Here is a 17,966-nt window from a genome sequence, read left to right on the forward strand (position 1 = left end):
CGTCTTTTTTAGCTGTTTATTAGCTCAGCTAAAAGCGTTTTAATTTGTTCTAATTCTAAGGTGACCTGTTCTTTACGCTCACGTAAATACTTAACTGTCACTACGCCTTGTTCTAATTCATCTTCGCCGATAATCAGTGCAACGAGTGCATCGCTTTTATCTGCGCGTTTAAGTTGTTTCTTAAAGTTACCGCCACCGGCATGGACCATGATACGTAAGCCAGGTACTTCAGCACGTAATTTAGCTGCGATAATAGGGGCTTGAATGCTGGCTTTGTCACCCATCGCTGCCAAATATACATCAGCGTTGCGACGAATGTCACCAACACATTCCAATGCTTGTAACATTAACACTAAACGTTCCAGACCCATAGCAAAGCCCACAGCTGGCGTTGCTTTGCCACCTAATTGCTCAACTAAGCCATCATAGCGGCCACCTGCACATACAGTACCTTGTGAGCCGAGGCTATCTGTAACCCACTCAAAAACAGTACGGTTATAGTAATCAAGGCCACGAACTAACTTTTCATTAACCGTGTATATGACGCCTGCGGCGTCTAAACGTTCACATAAATTTTCAAAATGTTCTTTTGATTCAGCATCTAAGTGTTCAGACAGTTTTGGTGCATCAACTAAAACCGCTTGTACATCAGGGTTTTTGCTATCTAGCACGCGCAGTGGGTTGCTGTACATACGACGTTTTGAGTCTTCGTCTAGTGCATCAATATGTTGCTCAAGATAAGCCACAAGTGCATCACGGTATTGCGCGCGAGCTTCGTTTGAACCTAAAGAATTAAGCTCTAAACGAACATGTTCGCTGATGCCAAATTGTTGCCATAATTGCGCCGTCAGTAAAATCACTTCAGCGTCAATATCAGCACTGGCAACACCAAAGGTTTCTAAACCAAATTGGTGAAACTGACGATAGCGACCTTTTTGCGGACGTTCATGACGAAACATTGGGCCCATATACCAAAGGCGTTGCTCTTGGTTATACAGTAAGCCGTTTTGATTACCAGCACGTACACATACAGCTGTACCTTCAGGACGAAGTGTTAAGCTGTCGCCATTATTGTCGGCAAAGGTGTACATTTCTTTTTCAACGATATCGGTGACTTCACCAATTGAGCGTTTAAAAAGATCGGTTGATTCTACAATTGGAAAACGAATTTCTTGATAACCGAACGATGCTACTGTCTCGCGTAAGATGTTTTCTACTTTCTGCCAAACTTGGGTATCGCCCGGCAGACAATCGTTCATTCCACGTATTGCCTGAATTTGTTTTGCCACTGCTAAATCCTAAAAACTGTTTTTTGCGTAATAAAAGATGACTACACAACAAGAATGCTAAAAATTGACCCGTCATTATAGCGTTCTAGCTATAAAGGTAAACGGCAAACGGCTTTGTTTGCCGACTATATTGTATTTATTCGACGATTTTGATGTCGATAGGGGTCTGTTTTTCTTTTTGTGCGATAAAGTCGCGTACATAGCCTTCGAGTTGATCAACAATATTGTTGTTATCAATTCGGGCTTTTTGACGTTCGCCATTAATATAAAGGCCCGAGCGACGGTTTGCACCAGCTAAGCCAATATCACTCACTAACGCTTCGCCAGGGCCATTGACCACACAACCAATAACCGATACTGATACCGGTTCGATGATATCTTCCAAACGCTCTTCAAGTTGGTTCATGGTACTAACCACATCAAACTCTTGACGTGAACAGCTCGGACAGGCAATAAAGTTAATCCCGCGAGAGCGAATGCGCAGTGATTTTAAAATATCAAAACCGACTTTGATCTCTTGTACTGGATCAGCCGCCAACGATACTCGCAGCGTATCGCCGATACCTTCGGCAAGTAACATACCTAAGCCTACAGCTGATTTCACTGAGCCTGAACGCATACCGCCTGCTTCTGTGATCCCTAAGTGCAGAGGTTGGTCAATTTCTTTAGCAAGTAAGCGATATGCTCCCACAGCTAAAAACACATCAGAAGCTTTTACTGATATTTTAAATTGATCAAAATCTAAACGGCGCAAAATATTTACATGGCGCATGGCTGATTCAAGTAACGCTTCAGGCGTTGGTTCGCCGTACTTTTCTTGTAAATCACGCTCTAATGAGCCGCCATTAACACCAATACGAATTGGAATGTTGTGCTCACGGGCAGCATCGACTACCGCGCGAATACGTTCTTCACTGCCAATGTTGCCAGGATTAATACGTAAACAATCAACACCATACTTTGCGACTTGCAAAGCAATACGATAATCAAAGTGAATATCTGCAACCAGTGGAATGGTGACTTGTTCTTTTATGCTTCTAAATGCTTCGGCGGCGTCCATAGTCGGCACGGAAACACGCACTATATCGGCGCCGGCATCTTGAATAGCTTGAATTTGTGCAACAGTTGCATCAACATCCATGGTATCGGTGTTGGTCATTGATTGCACGGCAATAGGGGCGCCATCACCGATCGGTACGTTACCCACGTTGATGCGGGTAGATTTTCTGCGTTTAATGGGAGATTCTGAAAACATAGTGACTACTCTGTTAACGGTAAATTAAATTTGGCTAAACGATTTTTTGGGAAACTGGAAATATCAATCTTTTCACCGTCAAGAGTGATATCAACAGCTTGATGCTTACCAAGCACGATAGAAAAAGGCAGATGACCTGATAAAGTCATATCATAACCCGCTTTTTTAACACCAAACGCCACTTTATCACCTTTGCCGTCATGAATTTCAACCCAACTTTCTTCATTGAAATGCATAACTATGGTGCCAAGGCCATCATTTTGTGGCTCGCTTGACGCTTCGCTCTGGGCAACGTCTAGTTCGGTGGTATCGGCTTGTTGCTCCATAATTTGCGCCGCAGTGGGGTCATCAATCGATTCATCAGGGCCCGCTTGTTCTAACAGACTGTTCGACGCCACGTCAGGCTCTGCTTGTGCGACTGCAACAGTCTCTTTGGCAAAGCTATTTAAAGATTGCGTTACAACTTGTTCGTCAAGAGGGGTTGAATTTTGCCACCACCATAATGCGGATGAACCAATAACAATTGCCAGAATAACGTAACTTACCAGCATCAACCGACTATCATGAGCTTCTTTTTCTGTTCGTCTAGAAAAGCTTTGCATATTGGTTTTTTTAACGGTTTCCTGTGGTTCAGGGAACAGCGCTAAAACGGCCGCAGTATCTAAATTAAAGGCGCGACAATAACTTTTTGCATAACCTTTAACAAAGGTAGCAGGGCCGATTAATTGGTGTTCGTCATTCTCAAGACGTTGTAATTGCAACACCGATAATTTTAAATTTTTTGCCAACTCTTCTAAGCTGACATTCGCTTGCTCGCGGCTACTTTTTAAAGTTTGGCCAAGAGTGAGCGTTGTTGATTCTGTATTTTCATCATTCATAATGAGTATGATTCAGGGTCCACTAGTAACAGTCTATGCCCAGGTTTAAGTGCAACATCCGGGCTTAATTTATTCCATCGCATTAACTGATCAATTAACAAGCGACGCTTGGTGGCAATACTATACAAAGTATCACCGACGTTAATTTCGTAATAAATGTTGGGATCGTTAAGATAAATTTTCGTCCCATTGACCACCCGATCAGATTCTTTCAGACCATTCCATTGGAGTAATTTCTGTAGTTTAACATTGTATCGTACTGAAATGCTAAATAGGTTTTCACCATCTTGCAAAACATGGTAAGGCGTCGTTAATTGTGGGATCCGCGAATTTAGCAACGGTGCGTGAGTATTTTGTTGCGGATCTTGAAAACGGATCTCAGGTGTAGAGCTATATCCTGACTCTGCGAAGACGGCGGCGTTGCGTTTTGGCTGGTAAAAAACCACCTTTTCTTCATCCGTTAATTCATCACTAAATTGTGCTCGGCTTGGGGTTGAAGCCTGGTTGTTATTTGCAACTGCTTGGCTATCCGTGGGCGCACCAAAAGAAACAATTGTTACACCATCTTGTGCTTTGTTGCTGCGAGCAAGCGTTTGGGTCGGCGTTGCGGCAGTCGCTGTGGGCGCTGTTGCTAAATGCACAGTTGGTATTGCTAATGCTTTAGCAACTGCCTCCTCAGAGGCTAATGATGCAATGTCCGTCGCTTGAGTTGAAGTTACAGCTGGATTGTTTGGTGTTTGTGCGACCACCAGAGCAGACATTACTGCCACAGGATCATTATTGTTTGCTGGGGCACTGAGCTGTACAGCAGAAGTATCAACGTTTGTTTGCACTGGCGTTGTTATTGCTGTGGTACTTAAAGCCGCCAAAATACCACTCGTATCGACAGGTGTTGATACTGTTGCTTGGCTTTGCTGGCTACTTTGTGATGCGGTGCTTTGCGTTGGCGCAACCGGTGAGGTTAGCAACGCGGCAGTTAATTCATTGCTGCTTGCATTGTTATTTTTAACGGCCATTGTTGGCGTTGTGATACTTTGCGCCGACGTACTAGTTGCTGGCGCTTTTTTCTTTTTTACAATGCGTATTTTGGGTGCCGAGATCACCTCTCCCGCAGGGCTATTTGCTTGTAGCTCATCTAATTTTGCTTGGCGGTATTGCGAGCGCAGTATTTCAAACTCACTACGTTTGATTTTTTGCTCGCGAATGATCCCCGCTTCACTTGAGGTTGGGTAGGTTTGCAATATCATAGCCGCAGTGGTTTCGGCTTTTTCAATGTGGCCCATGCGCTGCTCAACTAAATAGCTTAATAGCAATGAGCGAGACGATACTTGACCACTATTCTCATAACGCTCGAGTATTTCTTTTGCTCTATGTAAATCACTTTTAGCGTAATACAAAGCGGCTAAACTGATCAGTGATGAGGCACGCATTGAACTGTGATTAATGGCCGATTTGAAATATTTTTCAGCGTTATCAAAATCATCAAACTCAATGGCGCACAGAGCTAAATTTTCATAACTTTCTGCTACTCGTATATAACTTGGGATGGCAATGGCTTTGAGTAGTTGTTCTGTGGCGCGGTCGTACTCGTCAATACCGCATAAAAATACCCCGTAGTTATTTCGGGTATTAGGATCATTGGGATCAATTTTTATTGCTTTTTGATAGGCTTTATCGGCTTGTACGTTTTCGCCGACTTGTTGGTAATAATAAGCAAATGAATAATGGACTTCAGGAAGATCAGGTGAGAAAGACGCGGCGCGTTCGAGGTTATACTTTGCTTGCGAGCTATTACCAGTGCTTAAATATTCTAATGCTAAGGCTATTCGGGTACGTGCTGCGCCGGTATTATTGATTTTATTTTCAACGACTGGTTTGTCATTGCCATCATAACTATTTTCAGTTACACACCCTGTTAAAGCGAGTGCACTGATAGTTAAAGCAAGTAAAGATCGCATTACTTCATCTCTTTATTATTGTCCATGCACCTATATTACCGAAAAGCCCTTATCTTGCATCATTTATTTAAAAATAAAGCAGCGCTAAGGGCTTTTGATTCACGACAACAGATTATGCTTGGTGGATATTAACCGCAATCGCATTATCGTCGCGCATTTTCTTTTTCGCTAAACGTTTTGTACGGTCAACTACATCACCAACTAACTGGCCGCAGGCTGCATCAATATCATCACCGCGAGTACGACGCACAATACAGGTAATACCTGCTGCTTGTAGCACTTTTGAAAAGCGGTCAATACGGCTGTTACTAGAGCGTGTATATTCGTTACCCGGGAATGGGTTAAACGGGATAAGGTTCACTTTAGATGGTGTGCCTTTGAGTGTTTTAACTAATTCATGGGCTTGATCTGTGCTGTCGTTAATACCATTTAGCATCACATACTCAATGGTCACATCTTTATTGGCTTTAGAGCCATCAATGTAACGACGACACGCCGCTAAAAACTCTTCAATTGGGTATTTTTTATTGATTGGCACTAAAATATCACGTAATGCGTTATCAGGTGCGTGTAGAGAAATAGCCAATGCAACGTCGATTTTTTCTTTCAATAAATCAAGTGCAGGCACCACACCAGAGGTACTTAAAGTAACGCGGCGTTTAGATAAACCAAAACCCCAATCGTCCATCATTAATTCCATTGCCGGAACTACGTTTTTAAGATTAAGCAATGGCTCGCCCATGCCCATCATAACGACGTTGGTGACCGGACGCTTTTCACTGTTGCCATCAAGACCTATGTCTTTGGCCACACGCCAAACTTGGCCGATAATTTCAGATACTTTTAAGTTACGGTTAAACCCTTGCTGCGCTGTTGAGCAAAATGTACATTCAAGCGCACAACCAACTTGCGATGATACACACAAGGTGGCACGTTCTTTTTCTGGGATCCACACCGCTTCAACTTCTTGGCCGCCTTCAAGTATCAGCGCGTACTTGATTGTACCATCACTGGCTTGTTGGCGTACGGTGATCTCAGGCGCGACAATTTCACATTCCGCTTTAAGTTTTTCTTTCAGCTTTTTGTTAACGTTGCTCATTTCGTCAAAGTTATCAACGCCAAAATGATAAATCCATTTCATCACCTGATCGCCACGGAATGGCTTTTCACCGAACGATACAAATAACTCGCGCATTGCATCTCGGTTTAAATCTAATAAGTTAATCTTTTTTTGCTCAGTGGTCATGAAACAACCTTAATCAGTGACGGTGGTGATAAAAATTTACAAAGGCGAATTGTACACAATTCACTCACTTTAATCATTAAGTAAAACATCATAAATTAGATAATTAATACTTTAACTAATGACTAAAAAAGGGCTCGAAAGCCCTTTTTACTTTTGCTTAGCGCATTCGAATTAACGAGTACGTGGGCAAAGCTCTTCGTCTGCGAAGAAGTACGCGATTTCGCGAGCAGCAGATTCAACAGCGTCTGAACCGTGAACAGCATTTTCGTCGATGCTATCAGCGTAGTCAGCACGTAAAGTACCAGCTAGTGCTTCAGCAGGGTTAGTAGCACCCATGATTTCGCGGTTTTTAAGAACAGCGTTTTCGCCTTCAAGAACTGTAACCATTACTGGACCAGATGTCATGAAAGATACTAAAGCACCAAAGAAAGGACGCTCGCTGTGTTCTGCGTAGAAACCTTCCGCTTTCTCTTGTGAAAGGTGAACCATTTTAGCTGCAACGATTTTAAGGCCAGCAGTTTCGAAACGGTTGTAGATAGCGCCGATGTGGTTTTTAGCAACTGCATCAGGTTTTACGATTGAGAAAGTACGCTCTAAAGCCATCTTTATGCTCCAATAATTTTTAAGTAAAAGTGTGAATATTAACGGGCGCGAATTATACGCGTTTTAGTAGGCAATGCCTAGTTTTATTAAAAACTAGCTTGATGACAATTGTGCGATTTTTAAATGTTAGGCAATCACCACGCATAGAAAAGCATGATGCTGTGAATTAATTAATGATCTAACATTGCATGGGACTACGTATTACTTAATTTAGCTAATAATAAGTTGAAATATTTTTCGAAGGTTATTTTTAGTACAAAATGGTGCTCAGTGACTATAACGTTTAGGCCCTTATCTGTAACTGCACTATTAAAAATTACCTTAAATTTTATTAACCTTATGTTTTAATTATTTATTTTAAAATTATTGATAGGCGCTTTTGTATCATTCGAGCTTTTGCCATTTAAACTGCTATAAGATGCACAATAGAAAATCCACTTTTAGCTTAAAATGATTATTTTAGTTAAATTCTACTAAATTTGGGGACTTGGTTTACACTCAAGTTATAACCATGAAATAAATTAAAGGTTTTAATATCTTCGTGCTTCATTTCATCCATTTCATTGATAGTAGGTTGCTATGTTTTTTAATAACACTATAAAAAGTGAGAATGCTAAATTAAAAAGTCAGCTTTTTGTGCAGAATCAAGTAAGAAAAAGCTTAGACGAAGAAATGCTAGTTTTAATCATTGATAAGACTGGGCTTATTTCATCGCAAAATAAAAACTTTGCAAACGAGCTTGGTTACCCTGATCAGCAACTGATTGGAAAAAAGTTACTAGATTTTGTGCCAAGTAACGCCAGACAGACAGGGCATTTTAAAAGCTTAAAAAAAGCATTAGAGAAGCATGAACACTGGGCTGGTGCATTGCAGTTTGTTCATGTTAATGGTGAACAAGACTGGCTAAGAAGTATTTTACAGCCGATCATTGATGAGCAAGGTAAGCTAGTTGAGTTTACTCTGCATTCTAATGTGTTAACGCGTACGATTGAAACCTCTCGTGAGCATCAAGATTTAATTAAAGCATTACATCGTGCCATGGCCGTTATTGAATTTGATACTAATGGCATTGTATTGACAGCAAACGAAAACTTTTTGGCGGGAATGGGCTATTCACTTAAAGAGATTGTTGGCCAACATCATCGTATTTTTTGTGAACCAGAAGAGGCTAATTCACCAGAATATGAAGCCTTTTGGAAACAGCTCAAAAGAGGCGAATACGTTTCAAGCCGTTTTAAACGCATAGACAGTTATGGGCGAGTGGTTTGGCTTGAAGCTTCTTATAACCCAATTTTCAATGAGCAAAACGAACTGTATAAAGTGGTTAAATTCGCTACTGTTATTACTGAGCAAGTTGAGCGGGAGCTCGCAATCGCAGAGGCGGCAGATATTGCCTATAGCACTTCAACTGAAACTGACCACCTTGCAGATCAAGGTGCTGCTGTCATTGAGCAAGCGGTTAAAGTAATGAATGAGCTGGCGGTGCAAATGTCGCAAGCAGGGGATGAAATATCAGCATTGGATAAACAATCACAGTTAATTGCCAGCATAGTGCAAAGTATTAGCAGCATTGCTGATCAAACTAATTTGCTAGCCTTAAATGCGGCGATTGAAGCAGCAAGAGCTGGTGAGCAAGGGCGAGGTTTTGCGGTAGTCGCCGATGAAGTGCGTCAATTAGCATCTCGAACCAGTAAAGCCACAGAAGAAATTGTTGAAGTGGTACAAAAAAATCAAAGCTTAACGCAGTCAAGCGTAAAAGCCATTAAGCAAGGTGAAGATAAAGCACAAGAAGGGTTAGAGCTGTCAAACGAGTCTGGCATTGTGATGAGCAATATTAAAAAAGGTGCCCAGCAAGTCGTTGATGCAGTGAGCCAGTTTGCCAATCAATTAAAGTGAGTTTTATGATTTCGATCAAAACATCTTAATTTAACGTACCATATACTGCCGCGCTTTATTACTTGATCTGATTTTCAGGTTATTTTCATGCCACTGGCTTGATCCCAGTTTTATGTATGGAGCGCGCATGTCGTCAATTATTACCTCGTTTACCCCAGAGTTACTTTCACCAGCTGGCAGTTTAAAAAACATGCGTTATGCCTTTGCTTATGGGGCTGATGCGGTGTATGCCGGACAACCTCGTTATAGCTTGCGAGTACGTAATAATGAATTTGATCTGGAAACGTTAAAAATAGGCATTGATGAAGCGCATGCGCTGAATAAAAAGTTTTATGTGGTATCAAACATTGCCCCGCACAATGCCAAAGTGAAATCGTATTTACGCGACATTGAACCAGTAATTGCGATGGGGCCAGATGCGCTGATCATGTCAGATCCGGGTTTAATCATGTTAGTGCGTGAAAAATGGCCTGATATGGCTATTCATTTATCAGTACAAGCAAACGCTGTAAATTATGCCAGTGTACAGTTTTGGGCTAAACAAGGCATAGAGCGGGTGATTTTATCCCGCGAGCTATCACTTGAAGAAATAAGTGAAATTCGCACGCTTTGCCCAGCAACCGAGCTAGAGGTATTTGTACATGGCGCATTATGTATGGCGTATTCTGGCCGTTGTTTGTTATCAGGCTATATAAACAAACGCGATCCAAACCAAGGCACCTGTACCAATGCATGTCGCTGGGAATACGATGTAAAACCGGGCGTTGAAAACGAAACCGGTGAAATGGTGCACAAATTTGATCCTCAGCAGGTTATTCCTACTCTTGGCGACGGCGCACCAAGTAATGATATTGTTATGCTTGAAGAGCAAGGCCGCCCGGGTGAATACATGCCAGCGTTTGAAGACGAACACGGCACTTATATCATGAACTCAAAAGATTTACGCGCCGTGCAATACGTAGAGCAGCTTACAAAAATGGGCGTGCATAGCTTAAAAATAGAAGGCCGGACTAAATCGTTTTATTATGTTGCGCGTACAGCACAGGTTTATCGTAAAGCAATCGACGATGCCGCAGCAGGAAAACCATTCGACGCTGATTTATTTAAAACATTAGAAAACCTAGCCCATCGCGGTTACACCGAAGGCTTTTTAAAGCGCCACGCCCATCAAGATTATCAAAACTACGAATACGGCCATTCGGTATCGACTAAGCAGCAATTTGTCGGCGAAGTATTAGGGCGAAATAGCAATGGCTTGGTAGAGATTGATGTTAAAAACAAATTTTGTGTGGGTCATTCATTAGAGCTAATGACTCCAAAAGGTAATATTAGCTTTACCCTTGAATGCATGGAAAACAAAAAAGGCGAGGCAATTACCGATGCCAAAGGCTCAGGGCATATAGTAAAAATTCCACTGCCCGACAATATCGATTTAGAACACGCCATATTAATGCGCAACCTAGATGAAAACCAAGACACCCGCAATCCGTTTAAACAAATCGCGGGTTAGCTTGTAGTTAACAACAGGTGTTAATGCTTTCAACACCTTTAATTATCTATCATCCAAGTTTTGGGTTGATTATTACCTATAAAAAGTGATGCCGAAAAACAAAGCCGCGGTATCACTTTCAATAGACATTAGCGTAATTGAAAGTGCTGGAAAACAGCTTGTCTAACTTCAATATACTCAATGTGGCCATTACTAGGTACGATCATATCTTGAAATTCATACTGGTATCCGTTGAAATTAACAAAGACATCACAGGTATAAAAAGGCGTACCCTGTGCGCCAGATTTACTGACAGGAACCACACGTTGATGATCGCTGGTTGTGAAATTTTCGCGATCAATACGCCCATACGAAAACCCCTGTGATGATTCAAACCAAGTAAATGCAACAATTGAAAGAATTACGGGCATACACAAGTAAGCGTGCTTTATAAGCCTTTCCCTATATTTATAGGCCAAATTTGGTAGCATAATCATATTAATAACAATTAATGCCGCAGATAAATAAACGCCAAAAATGAGGAGTAAACGAGTATCAGCCATTGCGATCACCATAAATGGAAATAAAGCGATAACGATTAAGATAATGGCATAACTAAGGCGGGTTTTAGGGTTGCTTGCAAATAATGCTAATAACACCATTCCTATAAAAATATAAGCAAGGAACAAACAAAGTGGTAAGCCCAGTATTGAAACGCTAACATATATTTTCTGCATGCGGGTAAAGTCCAGCATCGGTATATTTACAACCGTTACAGCAATAACGTAAGCAATTAAATAAACCATTAAACTTATTTTAAAGTTGTTAAAGACTTTGCCAATAAGCCAGTTGATTGACTTGGTAATGTAGCAAATAGGCGATAGCATATTTAAGTCATCTTTAACTTCTATTAACTTTTCTTTACTCATTTAGCTCCAATCATCATATGTATTTTTTAAGTTATTGACTCCATTAGTATTATAAGATAGTTGCGTAAAAATAGTAATCAGAAAAAGTTGCCCTTAAAATACACGTCGTTACTTAATTTAGTTCCTTAGGTTTATTCTTAACCCCAAAACCAGCACTTCAGTAGGTGATTATCACTAATTAGACCTTTTCTGTAAAAAATATTTATATTAATTATTTAACTGTTTTTTAGTTAAGCCGTGCAGGAAACTTGAGTCGATAGGAACTCTATAACTGCATGGCAAATTCTGGAATTACTGAAGAAGATGTAATTCGTTGTAGATAATCGAGATTAGTTAACCCAATAAATTGGGGCGTTAAATGCAGGGCAAGCTTACTGTCGAAAACAGCAAAGAACTGGGTAATACAAAGGGTCGTAAAGTAAAATTTATCATAATAGTTATAATCACTTTTTTAAGAGGTTGTTAAAACTAGCATTACACGGACTAACTCTCTATGACCAGATTTTTGATAGCTATTACGATATTTGTTTTTGATTATTAAAATTGCATTGCCTGCGATTCAATTCCCACCTACAACTGCTACAGATATTAAGAAGATAAAACCATGAAATTACAAAAGCAGATAATTGATTTGTAAGTGCTATTAGCTGAATACAATTAGCGACCAGTTAAATGCTTATTCATGGCGTACGTATTATCAAGCTGTTGCTCTATTAAGTTAATCGTTTGCTTATTTACGCCGAGTGCTTTAGCTGTGTCTTTAAAGTTGAAAATAATCTCTGCTATTTCAGATATGATCACTTGTACCTGCTTCCAATTTGCATAACCAGCTGCAGAGGCCAGCTTTTGAATCGCTTTTAGTGGTGGGTTTTTTCCAAATCCGGCAAATGAAGTCGCATGCTCGTTAAAAGGATCAGGACTAAAAGTTACATCATAAAAAGGCGCTAAATCCCACTCACCTGAATCTTCTTGTAAAAAAGCCCAGTTTTTACTGTGGTCATCTTGATTACAGCTAAATAAATTAAACATAGCTCGACGAAATTGTAACTGCCCTGCAGCAGGTGATTTGCATAAAACACGGCTCGCTTTAATTAAATCCTCATAATCTAATGAAGGTGTGCGAAAATCAGCATCCAGTAAGCCACATGCACTATGCATATGTTTGCAGCCCATTTTATCACCCATTAATTTAAACCTATCGAATCGCTTTAAGGCGAGCCATTGCTTTGCACCGGTTCCTTCTGGGGCGGGTACCAGTAATCTCTGAGGTGGGTTTAATCCCGTTTGTTCAGCCAAATCCAAATACACAGCTTCACATAACCCTTCCTCATGTCCTAAAGCGAGGTTTTTGGATGTGAACTTTATTAACCAAGCATCATCGCCCGATTTAGGCTTTGTTCTACATTCTTGTATATTATTGTCAGGAAAATAAATTTGAGCCTTAGGTCGTGCACCGCCGGAACTGCCAGCAGCTACTAACGCAGAAAGTACTTCTTCTGTTTGCCCGTCAAATATTGCTTGAGCTTGTTGACCTAATGTAGCAAGGCCAGCCTCATTGTCATTTGTGCCATCATAATGAGTTTCAGGTGTAAACGATAATGCGCCCATAGCCGAATGGCCAACAAAAGATAAGCGGTCCATAGCGGTAACAAAGTTAGGCATTATATTATTTTGTCTGAATACGCGGTCCTGTAGTAGTAACCCCCACCCATCAGGTAAACAATCAGAAAAGACCCCATGCAACCCGTTGTGTGGGTTTTTAGGTGCTAACTGAACCTCTCTATTAAAGGCGAGTGAGAATGGCGAAAGGTTACCGTATGTCTCTAAATAGCCCTGATCGTATTGAAAGTAAACACCTTGCCTATTTTGAGCAAGTACACCCACCATTAACTCTGTTGAGTCTGACAGCGTACGTTTTACTTCTAGCTTATCTATGGGTTTAAAGGCCATTGTTTAACACCTGATCAATAGACGTTGGCGCATTTTTATTTTGAGCTGGCACTTTTGTTAAGTCATATAAACGAGTTAAGTCGTCGAGTGTTTGCCACAAAAGCAATAGCTGTCTGAATGAAATAAGCCCTGTAACCTCAAACTTTTTTATTGTAGAAGCAGGTACTGTGCTTTTTTTAGCTAACGCCTCGCGTGACATTTTTGCTTTTTTGCGACATTCTTTTAGATGCTCAGCAAAGGCTTGCTGCACATCACCTTCGCTTAATAATAGATAATTAATAATAGCACCTCACGAACTTGATTGGACATTACTATAGCCAAAATTGCTTTTTTATGAGCTTAATGGATATTATAGTATCCATTTTTTAGTTGTAAAGTGAATGGTTGAATGCGGATTACCTAATATGATTTTTATTGATTGAGATCAACAAGAAAACGCGGAATAAAATGCATAATTTACGGCTGCAAATTTATGCTAGAAGTACTAGCTCTAATAAATGAGGTTAGAGAGTGGCTTTACTAATTAACAGCAAATGCATTAACTGCGACATGTGCGATCCAGAATGCCCTAACGAAGCCATTTATATGGGCGCTAAAATCTACCAAATCGACCCTGCAAAGTGCACCGAATGCGTAGGCCATTACGACAAACCCACCTGCGTCAGTGTATGCCCGATAGATTGTATAAAGCCCGATCCCGCTCATCGTGAAAGTATAGATGAACTGGCGGAGAAGTATGTAAGGTTGATGGGTTAGTTTGTTGATTGGTTTTTTATGTTTCATCGGGTTACGAGGCTAAAGTTGCGACACTGTCGCAACAATTAAACTGCTCGCATATTGCGTATTGTTATCGATAAAAACCTCCTCATATATTTTATAATTAACACTCAAAAAAGCACGACCTTTGCGGTATGATAAGCTAATAATTTATATTGATATTCTTGCAAAGAGAGACCACATGGACGCTGCATCAAAAAAGCCTGCAACAAAAAAAGCCGCAAAAAAAACACAAGTCGGGTTTGAAGAGTCCCTTTGGGATGCCGCCAATAAACTGCGCGGAAGTGTTGAATCAGCCGAATATAAGCACATTGTTTTAAGCTTAATCTTTCTTAAATTTATTAGTGACAAGTTTGAAGGGCGTAAAAAAGCCATTGCCAGCGAATACGGTGACGAATACATCGACATGGTCGACTTTTACGCGATGGATAACGTATTTTACCTCCCAGAAGACGCACGCTGGTCGCATATTCAAATCAACGCCAAGCAAGGCGATATAGCCGTTAAAATAGATACCGCCCTGCACGCGGTTGAAAAAAACAATAAATCACTCGCGGGCGCATTGCCCGACAACTACTTTTCACGTTTAGGGCTTGATGCCAGTAAGCTCTCAGCGCTTATCGATACCATTAATAATATCGACACCATTGCCAACCAAAACGAAAAAACAGAAGAAGACCTCGTTGGCCGTGTTTACGAATACTTTTTAGGTAAATTTGCCGCATCTGAAGGCAAAGGCGGGGGCGAGTTCTATACGCCAAAATCAATTGTTACCCTAATTGCCGATATGATTGAACCATTCGAAGGCAAAATTTACGACCCCTGTTGTGGCTCGGGCGGTATGTTTGTGCAATCGCTTAAGTTTATTAATAGCCACAACGGTAATCAAAAAAATGTGTCTATTTATGGGCAAGAGTACACTAACACCACCTATAAATTGGCAAAAATGAACCTAGCCGTGCGCGGTATTTCGGGCAACTTAGGTGATGTAGCAGGCGACACCTTTTTTAAAGACCAACACCCCGACCTAAAAGCCGATTACATTATGGCAAACCCACCGTTTAACCAAAAACAGTGGCGCGCCGATAACGAGCTAGTCGACGATGCCCGTTGGGCAGGTTATCCAACACCGCCTACCGGTAATGCTAACTATGCGTGGATCCTGCATATGATCTCAAAATTGAGCGAGCATGGCACCGCAGGTTTTGTATTGGCTAATGGTTCAATGAGTTCAAACACCAGTGGCGAGGGCGATATTCGCCAAAAAATAATCGAAAATGATTTAGTCGATTGTATGATAGCCCTACCAGGGCAGCTGTTTTACACCACGCAAATTCCAGTGTGTTTGTGGTTTATAAGTAAAGATAAACGCGGTAATAACGAAAAAGGCATTCTAAAACGCCGTGACCGCCAAGGCGAAACGCTATTTATAGACGCTCGCGAAATAGGCTCTATGGTAAACCGTACTTTAAAAGAGCTCACCAACGACGACATAGCTAAAATTACACAAACCTACCACCTTTGGCGCGGCGAAGAGCTTGCCACACAAAACGCGGAGCGAGAAAGCGCAAGTAAAGAGCAAAGCGCAGATAAAGAGCAAAGCACAAATAAAGAGCAAAAGTACCAAGATATCGCCGGTTACTGTAAATCAGCCTCTCTTGCCGATATAAAAGCAAACGACTACGTACTGACTCCAGGGCGCTATGTCGGCGCTGCTGACATAGCAGACGATGGCATTCCGTTCGAAACTAAAATGAGCGAGCTGAGCCAAACGCTTTACAGCCAAATGAACCAAGCCGATGAACTTGATAAAGCGATTCGTAAAAATTTACAGGCCTTAGGCTATGGCGAAGAACGTTTTGCTGAAAAGCGCGATAGTGAAGAACGTAATGACTAACAGTAAAGAGCACCCATCGACTCAAAACGAGCACTTATTAGTTGATATTCGCCGCATTGTTGAGCAAGCCCGTGGGCAAGTTAAACAAACCGTAAATACCGCCATGCTACAAGCGTATTGGCAAATAGGGCGCTTAATTGTAGAAGATGAACAAGGCGGAGAAACACGCGCAGCTTACGGTAAAGCAACCTTAAAGCGGCTATCGCAGCAACTCACCACTGACTACGGTAAGGAGTTTGACATAACCAACCTGCGTAATATGCGCCGCTTTTATCTCGCCTTTGAAAAACGAGACGCAGTGCGTCTCGAATTAAGCTGGACGCATTATCGCACCCTATTACGGGTTGATAATTCAACTGCACGCAGTTGGTATAGAGATGAAGCCATTTTACAAAACTGGTCGGCGCGCGCGTTAGAACGCCAAATTGGTACACTTTACTACGAACGTTTACTCTCAAGTAAAAACAAACAACCCGTAGAGCAAAGTATTATAAATACCCTACAACAGTTTTTATTAGAGCTTTGTAAAGTGATCCCCAAAATCGTGGAAACGCAGAATCATGGAGAGCGATGCAATGGAAAATAAACACCCTTTATTGCTTGAAATAGAAAAAGGTGAAAGCAAAAATTTAGAATTTAAAGTGCAATTGCCAACCAGTAAAGAGTGGGTTAAAAGCATTATCTCGTTTGCCAACTCTGCGGGTGGAAAGCTGGTTATAGGCGTTTCTGATAATAGAACACTGATAGGCTTGCAACATTTTGACCTATTTGAATTAATGGATAAAATTAGCTCAACAATGCATGAACTGGTTGCACCTACGCTATTACCTAATATTTATATAGAGAATATTAACGGGATTGAGTTATTAGTGATAGAAGTGCAGCGCGGAGCATTACTCCCTTATTATTTAAAGAGTAAAGGCAAAGAGCTGGGTTGTTATCAACGTATTGGTGCGACTAATCGCGTAGTCAGTCAGGCGCAAGTGGTAGAGCTTGAACGTCAGCGTAACCATATTAGCTTTGACTCACTTATTAATTATGAAGTGGATTTATCAACCCTTGATTTAACGCCACTTCAACAACGTTTTGCAGCGCATGGTAAACCATTAACGCCAGAAAAGTTATTAAGTTTAAAACTAGTCAAAAACGATAATAATACGCTTTACCCCACACATGGCTTGCTGATCTTATTAGGCTTTTATGAGCATGTAGAAATAAAATGTAGCCGATTTAAAGGCAACACAATGTCTATCTTTTTAGATAAAAAAGAGTACACGGGTGATCTTTTTCAGCAAATAGAAAACGCAGAGCTATTTATAAAAAACCATCTTCATTTACGCGCAGAGGTACTGGGGTTGCAACGTACTGATACCTTTGAGATCCCATTTCCTGCAATTCGAGAAGCATTACTCAATGCAGTGATGCATCGAGATTACAGCAATTTTGGACGAGATATAAAAATAGGTATCTACGATGATATTGTAAATATTGTTTCTCCGGGCGGTTTACCACATGGATTAACTATGCATGATGCGCTAAAAGGGCGCTCTGAAATCCGCAATACGGTGATTGCAAGAGTGTTTAAGGAGCTGGACTTAGTTGAGCAATGGGGCAGCGGTATACAAAGAATAAAAGAGTATTGCACCAAGGCGAACACCGGTTTACCTGTGTTCTCTGAGTCAGGCGATTTTATCGATTGGGAATTCCCAAGAAAAACACACCAGAGTAATGAAGTATTAGCAATAAATGATGGAATAAATGATGGAATAAATGATGGAATAAGTGATGGAATAAGTGAT

The 17,966-nt window shown here is 41.0% G+C and carries 15 protein-coding genes; 6 read left to right on the top strand and 9 right to left on the bottom strand.

The genetic code is table 11. The annotated features are described in order from the left end of the window. Positions 1 to 8: 8 nt before the first annotated feature. The 6 genes from hisS to ndk all read right to left on the bottom strand — a co-directional run bounded on the left by hisS (position 9) and on the right by ndk (position 7,229). The gene (gene hisS, locus H5154_RS10715) at positions 9 to 1,289 is read right to left on the bottom strand and encodes a histidine--tRNA ligase (protein WP_182718271.1); all 1,281 of its coding nucleotides are present in this window, start codon (positions 1,287 to 1,289) and stop codon (positions 9 to 11) included. 136 nt (positions 1,290 to 1,425) lie between these two features. Beyond that, on the bottom strand, positions 1,426 to 2,544 hold the full coding sequence (gene ispG, locus H5154_RS10720) for a flavodoxin-dependent (E)-4-hydroxy-3-methylbut-2-enyl-diphosphate synthase (protein WP_145239699.1): 1,119 nt from the start codon (positions 2,542 to 2,544) through the stop codon (positions 1,426 to 1,428). Positions 2,545 to 2,549: 5 nt separating this feature from the next. Continuing rightward, complete coding sequence (locus H5154_RS10725) at positions 2,550 to 3,422, bottom strand: RodZ domain-containing protein (protein ID WP_182718272.1); 873 nt, start codon at positions 3,420 to 3,422, stop codon at positions 2,550 to 2,552. After that, the gene (gene pilW, locus H5154_RS10730) at positions 3,419 to 5,380 is read right to left on the bottom strand and encodes a type IV pilus biogenesis/stability protein PilW (protein WP_182718273.1); all 1,962 of its coding nucleotides are present in this window, start codon (positions 5,378 to 5,380) and stop codon (positions 3,419 to 3,421) included. Before pilW ends, H5154_RS10725 begins: the two co-directional genes overlap by 4 nt. Positions 5,381 to 5,492: 112 nt before the next feature. Beyond that, entirely contained in the window at positions 5,493 to 6,626 is a 1,134-nt protein-coding gene (locus H5154_RS10735) for a bifunctional tRNA (adenosine(37)-C2)-methyltransferase TrmG/ribosomal RNA large subunit methyltransferase RlmN (protein WP_145239689.1), read from the bottom strand. A gap of 171 nt (positions 6,627 to 6,797) precedes the next feature. Next, positions 6,798 to 7,229, bottom strand: a complete 432-nt coding sequence (ndk, locus tag H5154_RS10740) for a nucleoside-diphosphate kinase (protein WP_008111339.1) — start codon at positions 7,227 to 7,229, stop codon at positions 6,798 to 6,800. A gap of 579 nt (positions 7,230 to 7,808) precedes the next feature. On the opposite strand from ndk, the gene H5154_RS10745 reads away from it, so the two are divergent. Both H5154_RS10745 and yegQ read left to right on the top strand, forming a co-directional pair. Beyond that, positions 7,809 to 9,125, top strand: coding sequence for a PAS domain-containing methyl-accepting chemotaxis protein (locus tag H5154_RS10745; RefSeq protein ID WP_182718274.1), 1,317 nt, complete (start codon positions 7,809 to 7,811; stop codon positions 9,123 to 9,125). Between the two features lie 127 nt (positions 9,126 to 9,252). Further along, a complete protein-coding gene (gene yegQ / locus H5154_RS10750; protein WP_182718275.1) occupies positions 9,253 to 10,635 on the top strand; it encodes a tRNA 5-hydroxyuridine modification protein YegQ in 1,383 nt (460 codons plus the stop codon). Between the two features lie 128 nt (positions 10,636 to 10,763). Here the strand turns inward: yegQ and H5154_RS10755 are convergent, their stop codons facing one another. The 3 genes from H5154_RS10755 to H5154_RS10765 form a co-directional block, all read right to left on the bottom strand. Further along, positions 10,764 to 11,543, bottom strand: a complete 780-nt coding sequence (locus H5154_RS10755) for a hypothetical protein (RefSeq protein ID WP_182718276.1) — start codon at positions 11,541 to 11,543, stop codon at positions 10,764 to 10,766. Between the two features lie 657 nt (positions 11,544 to 12,200). Next, positions 12,201 to 13,493 carry a type II toxin-antitoxin system HipA family toxin gene (locus tag H5154_RS10760; RefSeq protein WP_182718277.1) on the bottom strand — a complete coding sequence of 431 codons (1,293 nt, stop codon included), beginning with the start codon at positions 13,491 to 13,493 and terminating at the stop codon, positions 12,201 to 12,203. Beyond that, positions 13,483 to 13,773, bottom strand: a complete 291-nt coding sequence (locus tag H5154_RS10765; protein ID WP_149981911.1) for a helix-turn-helix transcriptional regulator — start codon at positions 13,771 to 13,773, stop codon at positions 13,483 to 13,485. Before H5154_RS10765 ends, H5154_RS10760 begins: the two co-directional genes overlap by 11 nt. A gap of 230 nt (positions 13,774 to 14,003) precedes the next feature. On the opposite strand from H5154_RS10765, the gene H5154_RS10770 reads away from it, so the two are divergent. The 4 genes from H5154_RS10770 to H5154_RS10785 form a co-directional block, all read left to right on the top strand. After that, on the top strand, positions 14,004 to 14,249 hold the full coding sequence (locus H5154_RS10770; protein ID WP_182718278.1) for a YfhL family 4Fe-4S dicluster ferredoxin: 246 nt from the start codon (positions 14,004 to 14,006) through the stop codon (positions 14,247 to 14,249). A gap of 202 nt (positions 14,250 to 14,451) precedes the next feature. Next, positions 14,452 to 16,167, top strand: coding sequence for a class I SAM-dependent DNA methyltransferase (locus H5154_RS10775; RefSeq protein WP_182718279.1), 1,716 nt, complete (start codon positions 14,452 to 14,454; stop codon positions 16,165 to 16,167). Next, a complete protein-coding gene (locus H5154_RS10780; RefSeq protein ID WP_259398493.1) occupies positions 16,160 to 16,753 on the top strand; it encodes a DUF1016 N-terminal domain-containing protein in 594 nt (197 codons plus the stop codon). The genes H5154_RS10775 and H5154_RS10780 overlap by 8 nt, the downstream gene beginning before the upstream one ends. Next, a partial coding sequence (locus H5154_RS10785; RefSeq protein WP_182718280.1) for an ATP-binding protein occupies positions 16,743 to 17,966 on the top strand: 1,224 nt, incomplete at its 3' end. The genes H5154_RS10780 and H5154_RS10785, both read left to right, overlap by 11 nt.

The organism is Pseudoalteromonas sp. SR44-5 (genome assembly GCF_014163675.1).
GTDB lineage: Bacteria > Pseudomonadota > Gammaproteobacteria > Enterobacterales > Alteromonadaceae > Pseudoalteromonas > Pseudoalteromonas rhizosphaerae.

Bases quoted from the DNA above. Each gene is read 5' to 3' on its own strand.
- ispG (WP_145239699.1), bottom strand. From the start codon at position 2,544: ATGTTTTCAGAATCTCCCATTAAACGCAGAAAATCTACCCGCATCAAC.
- H5154_RS10725 (WP_182718272.1), bottom strand. From the start codon at position 3,422: ATGAATGATGAAAATACAGAATCAACAACGCTCACTCTTGGCCAAACT.
- pilW (WP_182718273.1), bottom strand. From the start codon at position 5,380: ATGCGATCTTTACTTGCTTTAACTATCAGTGCACTCGCTTTAACAGGG.
- H5154_RS10735 (WP_145239689.1), bottom strand. From the start codon at position 6,626: ATGACCACTGAGCAAAAAAAGATTAACTTATTAGATTTAAACCGAGAT.
- ndk (WP_008111339.1), bottom strand. From the start codon at position 7,229: ATGGCTTTAGAGCGTACTTTCTCAATCGTAAAACCTGATGCAGTTGCT.
- H5154_RS10745 (WP_182718274.1), top strand. From the start codon at position 7,809: ATGTTTTTTAATAACACTATAAAAAGTGAGAATGCTAAATTAAAAAGT.
- yegQ (WP_182718275.1), top strand. From the start codon at position 9,253: ATGTCGTCAATTATTACCTCGTTTACCCCAGAGTTACTTTCACCAGCT.
- H5154_RS10755 (WP_182718276.1), bottom strand. From the start codon at position 11,543: ATGAGTAAAGAAAAGTTAATAGAAGTTAAAGATGACTTAAATATGCTA.
- H5154_RS10760 (WP_182718277.1), bottom strand. From the start codon at position 13,493: ATGGCCTTTAAACCCATAGATAAGCTAGAAGTAAAACGTACGCTGTCA.
- H5154_RS10775 (WP_182718279.1), top strand. From the start codon at position 14,452: ATGGACGCTGCATCAAAAAAGCCTGCAACAAAAAAAGCCGCAAAAAAA.
- H5154_RS10780 (WP_259398493.1), top strand. From the start codon at position 16,160: ATGACTAACAGTAAAGAGCACCCATCGACTCAAAACGAGCACTTATTA.